The 16,744-nt window shown below is 60.7% G+C and carries 20 protein-coding genes; 10 read left to right on the top strand and 10 right to left on the bottom strand.

Features of this window, described 5'->3' with window-relative positions; all coding sequences use genetic code 11:
* Nucleotides 1–149: 149 nt before the first annotated feature.
* Nucleotides 150–713 carry a chorismate mutase gene (locus CLU80_RS01945; protein ID WP_093441152.1) on the bottom strand — a complete coding sequence of 188 codons (564 nt, stop codon included), beginning with the start codon at nt 711–713 and terminating at the stop codon, nt 150–152.
* Between the two features lie 199 nt (nt 714–912).
* Between CLU80_RS01945 and CLU80_RS01940 the strand changes: the two genes are divergently transcribed.
* A complete protein-coding gene (locus CLU80_RS01940) occupies nt 913–2,268 on the top strand; it encodes an MATE family efflux transporter (RefSeq protein ID WP_099756614.1) in 1,356 nt (451 codons plus the stop codon).
* Nucleotides 2,269–2,342: 74 nt separating this feature from the next.
* The gene (locus tag CLU80_RS01935) at nt 2,343–2,900 is read left to right on the top strand and encodes a YceI family protein (protein WP_099756613.1); all 558 of its coding nucleotides are present in this window, start codon (nt 2,343–2,345) and stop codon (nt 2,898–2,900) included.
* A gap of 15 nt (nt 2,901–2,915) precedes the next feature.
* Here the strand turns inward: CLU80_RS01935 and CLU80_RS01930 are convergent, their stop codons facing one another.
* The 3 genes from CLU80_RS01930 to CLU80_RS01920 all read right to left on the bottom strand — a co-directional run bounded on the left by CLU80_RS01930 (nt 2,916) and on the right by CLU80_RS01920 (nt 4,161).
* Nucleotides 2,916–3,128: a YXWGXW repeat-containing protein gene (locus tag CLU80_RS01930; RefSeq protein ID WP_007908149.1), complete on the bottom strand. Its 213-nt coding sequence runs from the start codon at nt 3,126–3,128 to the stop codon at nt 2,916–2,918.
* Between the two features lie 42 nt (nt 3,129–3,170).
* Nucleotides 3,171–3,494, bottom strand: a complete 324-nt coding sequence (locus tag CLU80_RS01925) for a YXWGXW repeat-containing protein (RefSeq protein ID WP_007908150.1) — start codon at nt 3,492–3,494, stop codon at nt 3,171–3,173.
* A gap of 181 nt (nt 3,495–3,675) precedes the next feature.
* Nucleotides 3,676–4,161, bottom strand: coding sequence for a DUF3592 domain-containing protein (locus tag CLU80_RS01920; protein ID WP_099756612.1), 486 nt, complete (start codon nt 4,159–4,161; stop codon nt 3,676–3,678).
* A 151-nt stretch (nt 4,162–4,312) separates the two neighbouring features.
* Here CLU80_RS01920 and CLU80_RS01915 point away from each other — a divergent pair, with 151 nt between their 5' ends.
* Entirely contained in the window at nt 4,313–4,999 is a 687-nt protein-coding gene (locus CLU80_RS01915) for a GNAT family N-acetyltransferase (RefSeq protein WP_099759332.1), read from the top strand.
* Between the two features lie 64 nt (nt 5,000–5,063).
* On the opposite strand, the gene CLU80_RS01910 is transcribed toward CLU80_RS01915, so the two are convergent.
* Nucleotides 5,064–5,504: a hotdog fold domain-containing protein gene (locus CLU80_RS01910; RefSeq protein ID WP_099756611.1), complete on the bottom strand. Its 441-nt coding sequence runs from the start codon at nt 5,502–5,504 to the stop codon at nt 5,064–5,066.
* Nucleotides 5,505–5,667: 163 nt separating this feature from the next.
* On the opposite strand from CLU80_RS01910, the gene CLU80_RS01905 reads away from it, so the two are divergent.
* Nucleotides 5,668–6,300 carry a TetR/AcrR family transcriptional regulator gene (locus CLU80_RS01905; protein ID WP_099756610.1) on the top strand — a complete coding sequence of 211 codons (633 nt, stop codon included), beginning with the start codon at nt 5,668–5,670 and terminating at the stop codon, nt 6,298–6,300.
* 349 nt (nt 6,301–6,649) lie between these two features.
* On the opposite strand, the gene CLU80_RS01900 is transcribed toward CLU80_RS01905, so the two are convergent.
* On the bottom strand, nt 6,650–7,768 hold the full coding sequence (locus CLU80_RS01900) for a DmpA family aminopeptidase (RefSeq protein WP_099756609.1): 1,119 nt from the start codon (nt 7,766–7,768) through the stop codon (nt 6,650–6,652).
* Between the two features lie 159 nt (nt 7,769–7,927).
* Nucleotides 7,928–9,043, bottom strand: coding sequence for an extracellular solute-binding protein (locus CLU80_RS01895; protein ID WP_099756608.1), 1,116 nt, complete (start codon nt 9,041–9,043; stop codon nt 7,928–7,930).
* 110 nt (nt 9,044–9,153) lie between these two features.
* Between CLU80_RS01895 and CLU80_RS01890 the strand changes: the two genes are divergently transcribed.
* Nucleotides 9,154–9,927 (top strand): helix-turn-helix transcriptional regulator, encoded by a 774-nt coding sequence (locus CLU80_RS01890; RefSeq protein ID WP_093441120.1) that lies wholly within the window; start codon nt 9,154–9,156, stop codon nt 9,925–9,927.
* Between the two features lie 149 nt (nt 9,928–10,076).
* Here CLU80_RS01890 and CLU80_RS01880 read toward each other — a convergent pair whose 3' ends face one another.
* Nucleotides 10,077–11,018, bottom strand: coding sequence for a class I SAM-dependent methyltransferase (locus CLU80_RS01880; RefSeq protein WP_099756607.1), 942 nt, complete (start codon nt 11,016–11,018; stop codon nt 10,077–10,079).
* Nucleotides 11,019–11,217: 199 nt separating this feature from the next.
* Between CLU80_RS01880 and CLU80_RS01875 the strand changes: the two genes are divergently transcribed.
* Together CLU80_RS01875 and CLU80_RS01870 are read left to right on the top strand one after the other, a co-directional pair.
* Nucleotides 11,218–11,631, top strand: coding sequence for a response regulator (locus CLU80_RS01875; RefSeq protein WP_093441112.1), 414 nt, complete (start codon nt 11,218–11,220; stop codon nt 11,629–11,631).
* 78 nt (nt 11,632–11,709) lie between these two features.
* Complete coding sequence (locus tag CLU80_RS01870) at nt 11,710–12,378, top strand: HAD-IA family hydrolase (RefSeq protein ID WP_099756606.1); 669 nt, start codon at nt 11,710–11,712, stop codon at nt 12,376–12,378.
* 126 nt (nt 12,379–12,504) lie between these two features.
* On the opposite strand, the gene CLU80_RS01865 is transcribed toward CLU80_RS01870, so the two are convergent.
* Together CLU80_RS01865 and CLU80_RS01860 are read right to left on the bottom strand one after the other, a co-directional pair.
* Entirely contained in the window at nt 12,505–13,164 is a 660-nt protein-coding gene (locus CLU80_RS01865; RefSeq protein ID WP_099756605.1) for a methyltransferase family protein, read from the bottom strand.
* A gap of 216 nt (nt 13,165–13,380) precedes the next feature.
* Nucleotides 13,381–14,277 carry a LysR substrate-binding domain-containing protein gene (locus tag CLU80_RS01860; RefSeq protein WP_099756604.1) on the bottom strand — a complete coding sequence of 299 codons (897 nt, stop codon included), beginning with the start codon at nt 14,275–14,277 and terminating at the stop codon, nt 13,381–13,383.
* 112 nt (nt 14,278–14,389) lie between these two features.
* Between CLU80_RS01860 and CLU80_RS01855 the strand changes: the two genes are divergently transcribed.
* From CLU80_RS01855 to CLU80_RS01845, 3 genes are read left to right on the top strand one after another with little or no spacing between them, the layout of a single operon-like run.
* Entirely contained in the window at nt 14,390–15,412 is a 1,023-nt protein-coding gene (locus tag CLU80_RS01855; protein ID WP_099759331.1) for an aldo/keto reductase, read from the top strand.
* The gene (locus tag CLU80_RS01850; protein WP_099756603.1) at nt 15,409–16,206 is read left to right on the top strand and encodes an SDR family NAD(P)-dependent oxidoreductase; all 798 of its coding nucleotides are present in this window, start codon (nt 15,409–15,411) and stop codon (nt 16,204–16,206) included. Before CLU80_RS01855 ends, CLU80_RS01850 begins: the two co-directional genes overlap by 4 nt.
* 21 nt (nt 16,207–16,227) lie before the next feature.
* Nucleotides 16,228–16,638, top strand: a complete 411-nt coding sequence (locus CLU80_RS01845; RefSeq protein WP_099756602.1) for an SRPBCC family protein — start codon at nt 16,228–16,230, stop codon at nt 16,636–16,638.
* Nucleotides 16,639–16,744: the final 106 nt, after the last annotated feature.

The raw sequence follows: 16,744 nt of genomic DNA, 5'->3' as shown, positions 1-16,744 counted from the left end.
TGTTGTTGGTTGGTATGGAGCTGATGTTACGCCGTGGAATTTTTATGAGAACTTCATTGCCGTGATGGTGAACATCGACCGCAATGATGGTTCACCAATCCCCCCTGTAGGAGCTGCCGCAGGCTGCGATCTTTTGATCTGGCCGTTTCTCAGCGCGAGTTCGCCGCCCGCACACACAACTCACCGGTCGCCCGTGTCAGGGCCAGTTCATGCAGCGCGTCGTGGGCCAGACCGATGCGCGCCTTGGCCAGCCACACCGGGCAATTCGCATCATGGCGATACGGCGCGAAATCGGCGTATTGCTGCAGCAGGCGGGTTTGCAGCTCATCCAGACGCGGGCGAATCTGTTTAGCCAGGTCGGGGCGCGGGGTGTCCGGCGCAGCGCCGGACGCTTGCCATTGTGCGAGCAAGCCGTACTGCACCAGTTTATTCGCCTCCATTTGCGCGGCGATCAGTTGCGCCACGTCTTCCGCGTCGAGCTGGCGCTCGGTGGCCAGGTTGCGGGCATTGGCGATAACCTGCGCTTCACGCGGGCTGTCCTGAATCGGCTTGCCGCTGTCCCATTTGGTCAGCGCGACGAGGTCGCCGATGTTCAGGCGTTCGTTGAGTGTTTCCAGCAACGGCTTCAACGTTTCGCCAGGCGCGGCGGCGTGAGCGCTGGTGGTGAGCACGGCGAGGAGGGTGGCGGTCAGCAGATGGGCAAAGCGCGGCATGAACAGAGCCTCAATGAGAGAAGTGAAAGTGGGCAGTTGTTTACCACAGCTCTGAACTTGCACCTACAGAAGCGTGTCCGTTACACAGGCGCGGCCACCGGTCATAAACACCGATTTGAAATGTTAATTGCGCCCCGCGTGCAACTCACCGAAGCTATCCTCCATCAGCCCTCCCGCCGTCGAGATGGACCTCTATTCAATGCAAGCCGTCGCCCAACGCCCACTCTGGCACACCTACCTGCTGTTCCTTGCGCCGATGGTGCTGTCGAACTTTCTGCAATCGATGTCGGGCACGGTAAACAGCATCTACATCGGCCAGATGCTCGGCACCCAGGCGTTGGCGGCGGTATCGGGGATGTTTCCCATCGTGTTCTTCTTTATCGCACTGGTGATCGGCCTCGGCGCAGGCGCCGGAGTGTTGATCGGTCAGGCGTGGGGCGCGCGTGAGCCGCACATGGTCAAGGCGATTGCCGGGGCAACGCTGTTGCTCGGGGTGTTGATCGGTCTGGTGGCGGCGGTGTTGGGCAGCGTGTTCGCGCGGCAGGCGCTGGCGGGGCTGGGGACGCCGGCGGATGTGCTTGACGATGCGGTGGCGTATGCCCATGTGATGATGTGGATCTTGCCGTCGCTGCTGGTGTTTGTGTTGTTCACCCAGCTGTTGCGCGGGGTCAGCGATACGCTGTCGCCATTGCTGGCGCTGATGGTCTCGACCTGCGTCGGGCTGGCCCTGACCCCGGCGCTGATTCGCGGCTGGTTCGGCTTGCCGCAATTGGGTATTCAAAGTGCGGCGTACGCCGGGCTGGCCGGTAACCTCGCGGCGATGGCATGGCTGGCGTGGCGCCTGATTCGCAAAGGGCACCCGTTGGCGCCGGATCGGGAGTTCTTCGCCGCGCTGCGCCTTGACGGGGCGATTCTCGGCAAGGTCTTGCGCATCGGCCTGCCGACCGGCGTGCAGATGATTGTGCTGTCGCTGTCGGAGCTGGTGATCCTGGCGCTGGTCAACCAGCACGGCTCGCAAGCGACCGCCGCGTATGGGGCGGTGACGCAGATCGTCAACTATGTGCAGTTCCCGGCGTTGTCGATTGCGATCACCGCGTCGATTCTCGGTGCGCAGGCCATCGGCGCCGGGCGGCTGGAGCGCATGGGGCCGATTCTGCGCACCGGGCTGTTGATCAACGTGTGCCTGACCGGCGGTTTGATTGTGCTCGGCTACCTGTTGTCGCACTGGCTGCTGGGGCTGTTCCTGACCGAGGACTCGACCCGGGCGATGGCTGAGCATCTGCTGCACATCATGTTGTGGAGCCTGTTGGTGTTCGGCTTCCAGGCAATCATCGGCGGGATCATGCGCGCGAGCGGCACGGTGTTGGTGCCGGTGGCGATTGCGATCATTTGCGTGGTTGGCGTGCAACTGCCAGCGGCGTACTGGCTGGACGGGCAGTACGGTTTGCAGGGTGTGTGGATGGCGTTTCCGGTGGCCTATCTGGGCATGCTGGTGTTGCAGACCTTGTATTACAAACTGGTCTGGCAGCATCAGAAGATCGAGCGTCTGGTGTAGGCGCTGGCGTAACAGTCGGATGTTTGCTTAATTCAATCGAAGCCCTCGACGGCTAGCCCCGTCCGGAGAATCCCATGTCGATCCGATTGCTGCTGGTTGCCGCGTGTTCGCTGTGCGTCGTCTGTACCGCGCAGGCTGTCGAATACACGCGGGTCAACACCACCGCCAGCCAGATCAGTTTTACCTACAACCAGATGGGCTCGCCGATGTACGGCACCTTTGGAAAGTTTGAGGCGACGCTGGACTTCGATACCAACAACCTCGCCAACGCCCGTACCACCTTGCACATCGACCTCAACAGCATCGATGCCGGCAGCGAAGACGCCAACACCGAGCTGGTGAAACCGGCGTGGTTCGACACTGAAAAATTCCCGGTCGCGGTTTTCGAATCCAGCCACTTCACCCAAGTGGCCGAGCACCACTACCTGATTGCTGGCCAGCTCACCCTAAAAGGCATTACCCGTGAAGTGCAGGTGCCGGTGGAATTGAAACCGGACAGTGCCATCGGCATTTTCGACGGTGAACTGGTGCTCAAGCGTGACGAGTTCGGCCTCGGCGCGGGGGAGTGGGCGGACACCGTGGTGTCCAAGGACATCGCCATCAAATTCAAAGTGGTGGCGCCACAGCAGTGACGCCCGCCTTTGCAATCAATAGGCCCGCCAGTGCCCCGGCACCCAGCGCCATTGGTTGCCGCCCCAGCGATAGTGCCCGGCAACCCAGTGATAACCCGGCGCCGGCATCACCGGAACGACCTCGACCAGCGGCGGAGGCCGATGCGGACGGGCCGGTTCGACGACGCAACCGGACAACGTGACGGCCACCAGCGTGGCGGCCAGCAGTGCTTTAACGGTCTTCGACATGGTGGTGTTCTCGCAAGAAGTGATGGTCAGGCTGTCGCGCATTCATCGCACCCAATGCCCCTCGACCCAGAACCAGTTTGGTCCGCGTGCCTGCCAGTGCCCGGGTTTCCAGCGCGCGCCGTACCTCACCGGTTGCCAGTGGCCGGGTATCCACACGTAACCGCGTCCTTGCCAGCGCCAATGACCTTGATCCCAGACATAACCGGGACGTGCGCCGGGCATCACTTCCATGCGCATCGGCGGTGGAGCTTGCTGGACGATCACCACCGGTTGCGCAAACACCGGGGCGCTGCTCAGCGCCGCCAGCGTCAACGGCACCAGCAGCAGGGTTTTTCGCCATTTGGACAGGGAACGCAAAACGCTCATGACAACTCCTCAAGGCCTGCGTTGAAAAGTGAACGCAGCTGCAGAATTGGATGCCTGATTTGCGAAAGATCCCGTCTGAGGTGGATGAAATTTTTTTCAGGGAGGGCGGTGCGAGAACGTCAGGATGGCGCCGCAGCAAGACGCCCGGCGCGCGTGAAGGTTGTTGCCTGTGAGGCTGGACTCAATAAAACCGGTCTTGTTCTTTCATTACCTGAATCTGCCAGAACGTCCTGCCCGAGATCAGCAGAAACAGCAGTGCGAGCAACACACCGCCGGTCATGATGTAGAAGCTCGTACGGTAACTCTGCAACTGGCTGGCGATACAGCTTTTATCCGGCATCCACGGCGACACCAGCAGGGTGATGGGGCCGTCGACTTCATATTGGGTATGCTCGACGTAGCGTTCGTCGGCGTGTTGCCCTTCATGGGTCTGGCCTTGGGCATCGGTGTATTGATAGTGAATGACCTTGCCATTGGCGTTCATTGGAATCTTTTCCAGTGCCGTGACGCTGCCGCGGGTTTCCACACCGTTGAAACTCAGCGCCCCATAAAGCATGCCCGACTTGTGCGCCATTGCAGCGAGCAGCAAAACCACGCAGCAAGCAACGGTCAGCATGACGATACGGTTGTAAAGGTGATCCTTGGCAGCTTCGCGCGGGTAGTACATGGCCGATCCCTGGTGGTGACATTTGTAGGAGACCGTTACATCGGCGCTCGGAACAGGAACTTTAGACGTCGAGCGCGTGCGTCACGGTATGATGTCGCGGTTCGTCGACCGCTGCGGCGGTCGGCAACGCTTTTTACCGTCGGAGTTCGTCATGCCACGCATCACCCACTACAAATCCCCATGCCCCGAAGGCGTCAACAGCCAGATTCTGCAGATGGTCGTCGACTACCTGACCGACATCAGCGCGGTCGGACTCGGCCCGAGCAACCTGCTGTACAACGTCTATCAGTACGCGGTCGGCTATGAGGTGCATCTGTATCTGGAAGCGTTGAATGGCGAGAAGGGCACCGACGTCGAGTTGCTGGTGGCCACCGACGAGGATGATCCGGAGCAAGTCATTGGTTTTCTGTTGTACCTGCCGGTGCAGGGCGATTGGGAAGCCTGCAGCGTCGCCTATATGGCGGTGCGCGAAGGGCATCGGCGTCAGGGTGTGGCGCGGGCGCTGATCGGTGAGATGGTCGGGCGCTATCCCCATGCGGAACTGGCCTGCACGATCGGCAAAGTCCCGTACTTCGAAGCGTTGGGCTTTGAGGTGATTGGCCAGCGTGAAACCCAGGTGTTGATGAGCACCCGGCATTACCGCAGCAACGGCCTGCGCGGATTTATCGACACCACACCGATCTACCGGTCGCTGGAAGTGCAGCAGATTCACACCTACCTGCTGCAGAAAAATGGCAAACGGGCGATGCTCGACGCCGAGAAACAACGCGACCGACACCTCGATCAGACCACTCGCCATGTCGAGGAGTTTGTCCGCCAGCGCCTGACCGTGCACTGACCTCACATCGCTGAAAAAGCCCTTGCTGTGAATGCCGCAGCAAGGGCTTTTTTGTGCGCGTCATTCAGCCGAGTTTGACGTTCATGGTGATCCGCGCCGTGAACACTTTTTTGCCCTCGGTATCGTGAATGTCCACGGTGACGATCTTGTCGCCTTCGCTCTGCCAATCCACGCCTTCACCACTGGCCACCGCCGTCACATCGGTTTTTGCCTTGGTCAGATATTCCACGGTCATGCCTTTGGGGATCCAGCGTGCGCCGGCCGGGATCGACACATCGGTCATCATCCCGGCGGCGAGTTCTGCGGCGTTGCACATGGCAATCGCATGCACGGTGCCGAGGTGGTTGGTGATCTCACGGCGAAACGGCACTTGTACCGTCGCCGAGTTCGCACGCAACTCGGTCACCAGCGGGTTGATGCTGCTGAAGTACGGCGCGACCTGGCAGGCCATCTGGCTGAACGCTTGCGGGCCTGCGCTGTTGAACATGTTGAGAAACTGACTCATGGAAACGCCTCGCGGAAAGTGATTTTGCAGAATAATGTTCCGTTACAGAATAATATTCTGTAACGGAACGGTATTCGGTCTGCGGGAAATCTGTCAACCTGTGCGTGTTTTTTCATGGGCACGACGTGTGCCTTTCAATCCCGATTTTCAGGCAGTGAGCCGCATGGACACCGCAGATCTACTGGAACGCAGCTACCCCGGCCGCCGCGCCGAACTCAAGCGCGATATCTTTCGCAAGGCGCTAAGCCTGTTCAACGAGCAGGGGATCGAGGCCACCACCATCGACATGATTCGCGCCGAGTGCGATACCAGCGTCGGGGCGATCTATCACCATTTCGGCAACAAGGAGGGCTTGGTCGCCGCGTTGTTCTTCACCGCGCTGGAGGATCAGGCGCGCCTGCGCGATGCCTATCTGGATGCAGCGCAAACCACCGAGGAAGGTGTGCAGGCGCTGGTGTTCAGCTACGTCGATTGGGTCGAACGTCAACCGGAGTGGGCGCGCTTCCAGTACCACGCGCGGTTTGCCGTGACCAAAGGGCCGTTCAAAGACGAACTGGCCGAGCGCAACAAAACCCGCAATCTGCGTCTGCGCGACTGGCTGGCCGAATCGGGGCGCGCTGCCGAACTCAAGGCCTTGCCCGCCGAGCTGTTGCCGTCGTTGATCATTGGTCAGGCCGACAGTTACTGCCGTGCCTGGCTGGCGGGGCGGGTGAAGGGCAGTCCGGCGGGTTATCGCGAGTTGCTGGCGCAGGCGGCCTGGCGCTCGATTCGCGTCGATGCGCTGCCGGACTGCTGATTTACGCAGACAAAAAAAGAGCCTCAAAGCTCTTTGATGGGGAGGAAGTAGAGCCCTCGAGGCTCAAGATGCGCATGAAGCAAGGCACGGGCTTGATTGGGGTTCAGAGCACCCGTGCCTACGCAGCGCCCGAAGAGCGGAGCCCCTGCGTGATTCCATCGTAGGAGTGTGCAAGTGACGGCTCAAGTACCGCCAGTCGCCCGAACTGCGGCGCGGGAGCCTTCCACAAATATTGATGTAACCCTTTGTGGGAGCGAGCCTGCTCGCGAGCGCGGTTTGTCAGTCAAATCTACTTCGACTGACAAACCGCGATCGCGAGCAGGCTCACTCCTACAGGGGAAAAGCGCTGTCAACGGGCGCCAGGCCAGCCTGATTTTTCGAGGGCAGCGAGCAGGGTTTCGGCATCCAGTCCCGGCACCGAGTGACCGTTGCCTTCGGTGCTGTCACTGGCCAGCAAGGCATTGATGATCGCTTCCTCAACCGCCTCGGTCGCGGCCAGGAACAACTCGCTGATATGGTCGTTATTGACCATGCGCAAGCCGTCACAGGTCGGCGCGCCTTTGCCTTCGTAGGCCGCCGGTGGCATATGAGCGTTGCCGGTGGCGAAGGCGATGAAGATGTCGCCGCTGTGATCCTCGTTGCCGCCGCCGGTGCGCGCCAGGCCGAGGCTCGCGCGCTGTGCCAGGCGAGTGCACTGGTGGGGCAACAGCGGCGCATCGGTCGCCAGGCAGACGACGATCGAACCCATGCCCGGATGCGGCAATGAGGCGCGCAAGAACGGCGAATCTTTCTGTTCCATATAGCGCCCGACCGGGTAGCCATCGACCCGCAGTTCGCTGCGAATGCCGTGGTTGGCCTGGACGATCGCGCCGACGGTCCAGCCGCCCTGGGCACTGCTCAAACGCCGCGACGACGTACCGATGCCACCCTTGAATTCATGGCAGATCATGCCGCTGCCACCGCCGACGGCACCTTCCACCACCGGGCCGTCGACCGCGTTTTTCAGGGCTTCAGCCACATGCGCGGGCTGCACGTGAAAACCATTGATGTCATTGAGCAATCCGTCAAAGGTCTCCAGCACCACCGGCATGTTCCAGTAGAGACGGCCATCGTCGGGTTGCTGCTGGCGATCCAGTGCAACCAAGGCATCGCGCACCACACCGAGGCTGTGGGTGTTGGTGAAGGCAATCGGGCTGGTCAGCAGACCCGCCTCGCGAATCCATTCAAGTCCGGTGGCGTCACCATTGCCGTTAAGCACATGCACGCCGGCAAAACACGGTTGCTGATTGGTCGAACCTGCGCGCGGTTCGATCAGCGTCACGCCGGTGCAGATGTCCCGTCCGGCGCTGCTGCGGCCGCGCACATTGCTGTGGCCGACGCGTACGCCGGGTACATCAGTGATGGCGTTGAGCGGGCCGGGATGCAGTTGGCCGATGCGGATGTTGAGATCACGGGCACGAGGTTTCATTGATTGTTGTCTCTCTAAAAAATGCAGGGTTGTTCACCGGCCCTGTGGGAGCGAGCTTGCTCGCGAAGGCAATCCGACATCCAACATTGATGTCGACTGACCCACCGCATTCGCGAGCAAGCTCGCTCCCACAGGGTTTGGTGAAATGTTCAAAAGGGGTTACTGGCCGTTCTTGACCTTGCTCCACACCCGCGTGCGCACGCGTTCGGTGGCTTTGGGCAGGGGTTCAAGGGTGTACAGCGTGGCCATCGCCGTGGCCGATGGATAAACCGCCGGGTTGTCCCGCGTGGCGGCGGCCACCAGCGCTGTCGCCGCTCGGTTGCCATTGGGGTACGACAGATGATCACTGACCGGCGCAATCACTTCGGGGCGCAGCAGATAGTCGATAAACGCCAGCCCTTGGGGCCGATTCGGCGCGTCCTTGAGCAGCACCAACGTGTCGAACCACACCGGCGCGCCTTCCTTAGGCAGGCTGTAGGCGATCTTCACGCCGTTGTTGGCCTGCTCGGCATTGGTCTTGGCTTCCAGCATCGCGCCCGACCAACCGACTGCCACGCAGATGTTGCCGTTGGACAGGTCGCTGATGAATTTCGACGAGTTGAAATAGGCGATGTGCGGGCGCAGTTTCAGCAGTAGCGCTTCGGCTTTTTTATAGTCTTCGGGATCGGTGCTGTTGGGTGGCAAGCCGAGATAGTGCAGGGCGACCGGCAGCATCTCCGACGGCGAATCGAGCATCGCCACGCCGCACTGGCCGAGTTTGGCGAGGTTGGCTTCGTTGAACACCAGATCCCACGAATCCACCGGTGCCTTGTCGCCTAGCGCTGCGCGCACCTTGTCGACGTTGTAACCGATGCCGTTGGTGCCCCACAGATACGGCACGGCGTATTGATTGCCGGGATCGTTGTTGGCCAGTTTTGCCAACAAATCGGCATCAAGATTCTTCCAGCCCGGCAGTTGCTCGCGTGGCAGCGGGGTCAGCGCGCCGGCCTTGATCAGCGTCGGCAGGCTGAAGTTGCTTGCCACCACCACATCGTAGCCGCTGCGACTGGTCATCAATTTGCCTTCGAGGACTTCGGCACTGTCGAAGGTGTCGTAGACCGGCTGGATACCGCTGTCGCGCTGGAAGTCGTGGAGGGTGTTCGGGCCGATGTAGTCGTACCAGTTGTAGACGTGCACGCTCGGCGCGTCAGCGGCCATGGCGATCGAGCTGGCGCCAATACCGGCCAGCAGGCCCAGTTGAATGCTGAGGTTGATACAGCCACGGTGACCACGCATGATGCGGCACTCCTGGCCTGTGCAGGCCGGTGATGAACAGGAGTGGTCAGCCTATCGGGCCGGTCACGCCTGACCCATTCCCATCATGGGTTACTCAAAAGGGGTAGTGCGTGGACGCGTTGCTGCAGGAACTGCCAGTGCATCAGAGCCTGGCGCGGGTATTTGCCGGTGTCGGTCAGGACGGTTTCTGGCGTGCGCTGGTGGACACGTTGCGGCTGCTGGTGCCGCTGGACAACGCGCTGGTGGCGTTGATGAAAGCCGGGCAGGCGCCGCAATTGCTGATCGACTTCGACAGCAAGGGCCGCCCCGACGAGCAGGAAGAACTGGCCGGTTACAGTGCCGGAATGTACCTGCTCGATCCGTTTTACCAGAGCGCCTCGACCGGCATTGCTGATGGTTTGCACAGCCTCGCCTCGGTGGCGCCGGACCAGTTTCTGCACAGCGAGTACTACCAGAGTTACTTTCGTTCGGTGGTGGGCGAGGACGAGTTGCAGTTCATGATCAACGTCGAGGGCGGCGTGCTCGGTTTGTCATTGGGCCGTTCGACGCCGTTCGACATGGCCGAGCAGGGCCGGTTGTTGTGCGTGCGCGATTGGGTGTTGGCGGCAATGCGTCGGCATGTGCAGTTGCTGCCGCCGCAGGGCGCGGTGGCGGAAACGGTGGTTGGGGATCTGGCGACGTTGCTCGACCGCTTCGACGCGCGGCTGACGGTGCGTGAGGTCGATACGGCGCGGCTGATTTTGCAGGGCTTTTCCAGCAAGGCGATGGCCCAGCAGATGGGCATTTCGCCGGAGACGGTCAAAGTGCATCGACGCAATCTGTATCACAAGCTCAATGTCACCGGGCATGGCGAGTTGTTTGCGCTGGTGCTGCGCTCTCACTAAAGATCATCGGTCGTACACATAAACCTGTGGGAGCGAGCTTGCTCGCGAATGCGGTAGATCAGTCAACCTCACTGGCGACTGACAAAACGCTTTCGCGAGCAAGCTCGCTCCCACAGGGGATGTGTGTTGTTCAGGGGATCTTCGGGGTGTCAGGTGGTGCGTTGGAAAACCAGGGCTTTGAGGCCGCTCTGCGGGTCGATGTCCGGAAACTCCGGCGGATTCTCCAGCCGCTCTACAAAGCGCAGACTCGGTGCTTCCTGAGTCACGCCATCAATCAGAAAGTCCGAACCGAATGCCGGGTCGTTCATGCACGCCAGCACTGTGCCTTGCGCCGTGAGCAATTCCGGCAAGCGGCGCAGCACGCGCTGGTAATCCTTGGTCAGCAGGAAACTGCCTTTCTGGAACGACGGCGGGTCGATGATCACCAGATCATACGGGCCGCTGTTGATCACCTTGCCCCACGACTTGAACAGGTCGTGGCCGAGGAAACTGACTTTGCTCAGGTCATGGCCGTTCAAGCGATGATTGTCGCGGCCACGGCTCAGGGCTGCGCGGGACATGTCCAGATTGACCACATGACTGGCGCCGCCCTCGATGGCCGCCACGGAAAAACCGCAGGTGTAGGCAAACAGATTCAATACGCGTTTACCGTTGGCCTGCTCGCGCACCCAGTTGCGCCCGTAACGCATGTCGAGAAACAGCCCGGCGTTCTGTTTGCGCCCCAGGTCGACGCGGTACTGCAAGCCGCCCTCGACGATGCTCATTTCTTCGATTTCATCGCCCAGCAACCATTCGGCAGTGCTCTGTGGCAAGTAGCGATGCTGGATCAGCAACGTGTGCGCGCCAGACTGTTTCCATTCGGCGGAATCTGTGAGACCCAGCAGCAACGCTTTGAGATTGTCCAGTTGCTCAGGCGCCGGTTCCTTGAACAGCGACACCAGCACCACGCCTTGCAGCCAGTCCACGGTCAACTGCTCCAGCCCGGCCCAGCAGCGACCGCGCCCGTGGAACAGGCGACGGGTTTCGCTCGGTGCAGCCGCGAGGGCCGGCAGCAGATGGGCGTGGAGGGTGGCGAGGGCTTCAGGGTTCATCGGTCAGGATCGGCAAGCAAAAGGGCCGGCATTTTAACCACAAATACGCCGTCACGAACGATTGCCGGCGACGGGCAAAAACGGCCTTTCGCAAAAGACCTGTATCAAAAATGAATTTCTGCAGAGCCCGCTGCTCATACCAGTTAAGCAGCGGATTCAAGCCGCTAAATCGTTAATGCAATTCAGGGAGTGCAGTTCCATGTGCCCAACACCTACGGCAAGCGCGCACCTTCCTGACGGATTGATTCTGGTGGTTGAGGATGATCCGTTGATTCTGGAGTTTCTCTGCGAAATTCTTCAGGAGGAAGGTTTCAAGGTCGAGCCACGTACCAGCGCGGATGACGCCAAGCTGTATCTGGAAGAGCACGCGCCGGAAGTGGCCTTGCTGCTGACCGACATCACCATGCCCGGCGAAATCAATGGCGCCGGGTTGGCCAATCTGGTCGGCGAACGCTGGCCGGACAAGCCGGTCATGGTCATGTCCGGCTATGAAACCCCGGAGACATCGGGGGTCAAGCACCCGGTGGCGTTCATCAAGAAGCCGTGGGCCATCGGTCAGTTACTCGACTGCGTGGATAGCGCGTTCAAGTCCAAGGCTCCGCGCCTGCACTGAGATGCCGGGACGAATCGCTGGGCAAAAATGCTACATTGCCCGGCCAATCCGCCCAGTCTTGTCAAAGGATGCGATCTTTTGTCTGCTCACGATAACGTCTTCGATCGCGCGTTCGGCGCGTTTCTGTTCGACATGGACGGCACCGTCCTCAACTCCATCGCCGCCGCCGAGCGGATCTGGGCAGCCTGGGCCGTGCGCCATGGCGTCGATGTGGAAACGTTTTTGCCAACCATTCATGGTGCGCGCGCGATCGACACCATCACCCGGCTGAACCTGCCGGGGGTGGATGCCGAGGCGCAAGCGGCGTTCATTACCGAGGCGGAAATCGAAGACGTTGAAGGCATTGTCGAGATACCCGGCGCGGCGAAATTTCTCAATAGCCTGCCCAAAGATCGCTGGGCGATGGTGACGTCGGCGCCACGGGATCTGGCGTTGCGGCGCATGGCGGCGGCGGGGATTCCAACGCCAGCGGTGATGATCACCGCGGAAGATGTGCAGGCGGGTAAACCTGATCCGGCCGGCTATTTACTGGCGGCCAAGCGACTGGGTCTGGAGCCTCGTGATTGTCTTATCTTCGAAGACGCCACCGTTGGTATTCAGGCTGCCGAAGCGGCTGGCGCGGCGTTGATGATCATCACCACCACGCATCAGCATCCGCTGGAAACTACCCATGCGACGTTGGCCAGTTATGCTGCGGTCAGCGTCAAGATCGATAGCGACGGTCAACTCCACCTGCAAAAAAACTGACACCCCGAAATCCCTGTGGGAGCGAGCTTGCTCGCGAAAGCGATGGGTCAGCCACCATCAATAGTGACTGTGCCGCCGTCTTCGCGAGCAAGCTCGCTCCCACAGGATCCTGAGTGAGTTCGAAAATCAATAAACCCCCGGCACCAACCGCCAGCTCCGTGCGCAATAAGCGTCGTACTCCGCGCCAAACTGCGCCCGCAGCAGGGCTTCTTCCGAATGAATCCGGGCAATCAACGGGATCAACGTCAGCGCCGCCAGCATCAACCCGACCACCGAACGAAACGCCAATGCCCAGCCCACGGCATTGATCACCAACCCCAGATAACTCGGATTGCGCAGCCGTTGGTAAATGCCATCGGTCACCAATCGGTGCCCCGGTTGAATCGCCACCAGTCCGCTGAAACGTCGTCCCAGCACAAACACCGGCCACAACCGCAGTGTGCCGCCGACGATAAACAACAGAGCACCGAGCCAACGCACGCCTTCACCGCCCAGCGTCCAGAAATTCACCCGGTCGCAATAGGCCGGCAGAAAACCACTGAGCAGCCCGATCACCCCAAACGCCGGAATCACCCAGCGATTGGCGCGGTCTTCACGTTCGCCAGAGCTGAGGTTGACCTCACTGAACAGCGAAGCAATCACCATGGCCACCGTCGCCAGTGCGACGATCACCAGCGAACCGTGGGAAAAGAACATCGCCACGCCGCCAATGCCCCACACCGCCAGGCCGAGGTAGGCGAGGGTGGCGAGTACCGCGACGACGGTCATTTGTGCGGACATTCTCATGGTCAACTCACGGCTGGATGCTGATCTGATGAGTGTAGATCCACCGCAAAACCTGTGGGAGCGAGCCTGCTCGCGAAAGCGTTGGGTCAGTCAATTTTGATCCTGGATGTGCCGGCCCCTTCGCGAGCAGGCTCGCCCACAGGTTATGGGGTAGATTTCAATTCTGTGAACGACACGAATTCCTGTGGGAGCGAGCTTGCTCGCGAAGAGGCCCTTTCAGTCAGCGGCTATCTCACCGTCAGTCAGGACTTTCCTGAAGGTTTCCACCAATGGCCGCAGATTGATCCGGTGCCACGCCGCCCACAACGGCGTGGTCAAGGTCAGCCACGGCAGCTCCCGCAGCACCACACCCGGCGGTGCGTTATGGCTCAGGCCTTTCTGGATCATCGCAATCCCCAGCCCCGACGCCACCAGACCCAGCGCAGTAAACGGTTCGGTCGCCTGCATGCGCACATCCGGGGTGAATCCCGCGCGGATGCAGGCGCTGACGAACTCATCGTTGGCGTCCTGACGCGGCTGCACGCCGATCCATTCCTGATTGGCCAGATCCTCCGGGTTCAACGCAGTTCGCTGCGCCAGCGGATGCTGTTCCGGCAACGCCAGCAGCATCGGGTCATCGAGCACCTGGAAACCCAGCAGATCCGGATCGTCATCGGTCGGCGGCTCGCTCACCAACGCGATATCGAGACTACGCTGTCGCAAGCCTTCCAATTGCTCGGCAGAACTGAGGTTGTACAACGCGACATGCACATTCGGCCGGTCCACGCGTAACACGCGCAAGGCATTGGGCAAGACGCCGGCGTGCATGGCATTTTCGATATAGCCGATGCACAAACCGCCTTCTTCGCCACGACCCAAGCGTTTGCCGAGAGATTCCAGGCGATTGGCGTGGGTGAGCAGGGCGCGGGTTTCGGCGAGGAAAGTCTGGCCATCACGGGTCAGGCGAATGCGTTGCTGACTGCGTTCGAACAACGTCATGCCCAGGCGTTCTTCGAGCTGGGCGATTTGCCGGCTCAGTGGCGACTGGGAAATATGCAGCCGTTCGGCGGCGCGGCCGACGTGTTCTTCCTCGGCGACTACAACGAAGTAGCGCAATTGGCGGATGTCGATCATGTCAGACCTATAGGGACTCAAGTTCTGCAGATTATGTCTTGGACGGTCTCGGTGTCGCAATCTAGGATCTGCTCAACGGTCACACCGACCAAGAATGTATGAGGACAATCCGATGAGTTTGAAAGACAAACTGCCCGGGCAACTGGGCTTCGGCACCGCGCCGCTGGGCAACATGTTTCGCGCCATCCCCGAAGACGAAGCGCAAGCCACCGTGCATGCCGCGTGGGATGCCGGCGTGCGCTACTTCGACACCGCGCCGTTTTACGGTTCGGGTCTGTCGGAAATCCGCCTTGGTGAGGCACTCAAGCAATACAAACGCGACGATTACGTGCTGAGCAGCAAGGTCGGCCGGGTGATTCTCGATGAGGTCGAAGACGCCGCCGCCCGCGATCTCGGCGAAAAAAGTGGTGTATTCGAACACGGTCGCCCGAACAAGATCGTCAATGACTACAGCGCCGATGCAACCCTGCGCTCCATTGAGGACAGCCTCAAACGCCTGCAAACCGATCGCCTCGACATCGTCTGGGTGCACGACATCGCTCAAGACTTCTACGGCGATCAATGGCTGGAGTACTTCAACCAGGCCCGCACCGGCGCGTTCAGAGTCCTCACCCGCTTGCGCGAAGAAGGCGTGATCAAGGCCTGGGGCCTGGGCGTGAACAAAGTCGAGCCATGTGAACTGACCCTCGACCTCAGCGAAGCTCAGCCGGATGGCTTTCTATTGGCTGGCCGCTACACGCTGCTCGACCACGAGCGCCCGTTGCAACGCCTGATGGATGCAGCGCTGGCGCAGAACGTTGAAATCGTCGTCGGTGGCCCTTATAGCTCGGGAATCCTCGCGGGTGGCTCGCACTTCGAATACCAGCAGGCCAGCCCTGAAGTCATCGCCAAGGTCGAGCAGATCAAACGCATCGCCGCCGCTTACAACGTTGATATCAAAGCCGCTGCGCTACAGTTCTCGCTGGCCAATCCCGCTGTTGCGGCGGTGATTCCCGGCGCCAGCAAACCCGGCCGAATTGCTGAAGACGTCGCCGCATTGTCAGCCGTTATTCCTGCCGGTTTCTGGCAGGCGATGCGCGACGCCCAACTGGTTTCTGAACGTGCACCATTGCCAATCGATGAGGTGAAAGCATGAAGATTGATCTGAGTGGAAAACTGGCCATTGTCAGCGGCAGCACTGCTGGTATCGGCTTGGGCATCAGCCAGTCGCTGGCCGAAGCTGGCGCCACGGTGGTGGTGATCGGCCGCGACACGGGTAAAGTTGAACAGGCATTGGCGAGTATTCGCGAGAAAGTCCCGGGTGCGCAGTTGCGTGGTCTGGCTGCCGATCTGGGTACCGCGGAGGGCGCGCAGAAGCTGTTCGCCGCTGAACCGCGTGCGGACATTCTGGTGAACAATCTCGGCATCTTCGACGCCGTGGATTTCTTCGAAGCGCCGGACAGCGAGTGGACGCGTTTCTATGAGGTCAACGTGATTTCCGGCGTGCGCCTGGCGCGGCACTACGTGCCGGCGATGGTCGAGCAGGGCTGGGGCCGGGTGATCTTCCTGTCCTCGGAATCCGGCGTGGCCACGCCAGCGGACATGATCAACTACGGCGTGACCAAAAGCGCCAATCTGGCGGTGTCCCACGGTCTGGCCAAACGTCTGGCTGGCACCGGGGTGACGGTCAATGCGATCCTGCCGGGGCCGACCTTCACCGATGGCCTGCAAGACATGCTCAAGGATGCTGCCGCCGAATCCGGGCGCAACCTGCGCGATGAAGCCGATGCCTTTGTGCTCAAGGCTCGCCCGACCTCGATCATCCAGCGCGTGGCGGATGTCGAAGAAGTCGCGCACCTGGTGACCTACATTGCTTCGCCGCTGTCCTCGGCCACCACCGGCGCCGCGTTGCGCGTCGATGGCGGCGTGGTCGACAGCCTGACGATCTGAATTCTGGAGAGACGTTTATCTATGCCAACAGCATCCGCAACCATCGACATTCCGGCCTCGGCCGATCAGGTCTGGCAATTGATCGGCGGCTTCAACACGCTGCCCGATTGGCTGCCCTTTATTCCCAAGAGTGGACTGAGCGACGGTGGCCGTGTGCGCACCCTGCAAACCGCTGACGGCGCTGTGGTGGTCGAGCGCCTGCAAGCGTTCGATAACGCCGCGAAGACCTACAGCTATTCGATCGAACAGGCACCGTTCCCGGCGACTGATTACCTGGCGACGATCAAGGTCGAAGCCCAGGGGCAGGGTGCACGGGTGACGTGGTCGGGTCGTTTCAACGCCAAAGGCGTGAGTGATGAGGAAGTGGTGGCGTTGTTTAACGGCATCTATCAGGGTGGCCTCGAGGCACTCCGAGCCAATTACCCAACCTGATCATTGAGCACAAAACCCTGTGGGAGCGAGCCTGCTCGCGAAGAGGGACTGTCAGGCAACATCTTTGTTGAATGACACACCGCTTTCGCGAGCAGGCTCGCTCCCA

The organism is Pseudomonas sp. 29 (assembly GCF_002754355.1).
Taxonomy (GTDB): Bacteria; Pseudomonadota; Gammaproteobacteria; order Pseudomonadales; family Pseudomonadaceae; genus Aquipseudomonas; species Aquipseudomonas neuropathica.
Note: the sequence above shows the minus strand (reverse complement) of the source record. Positions and strands in the feature narration are given on the sequence as shown.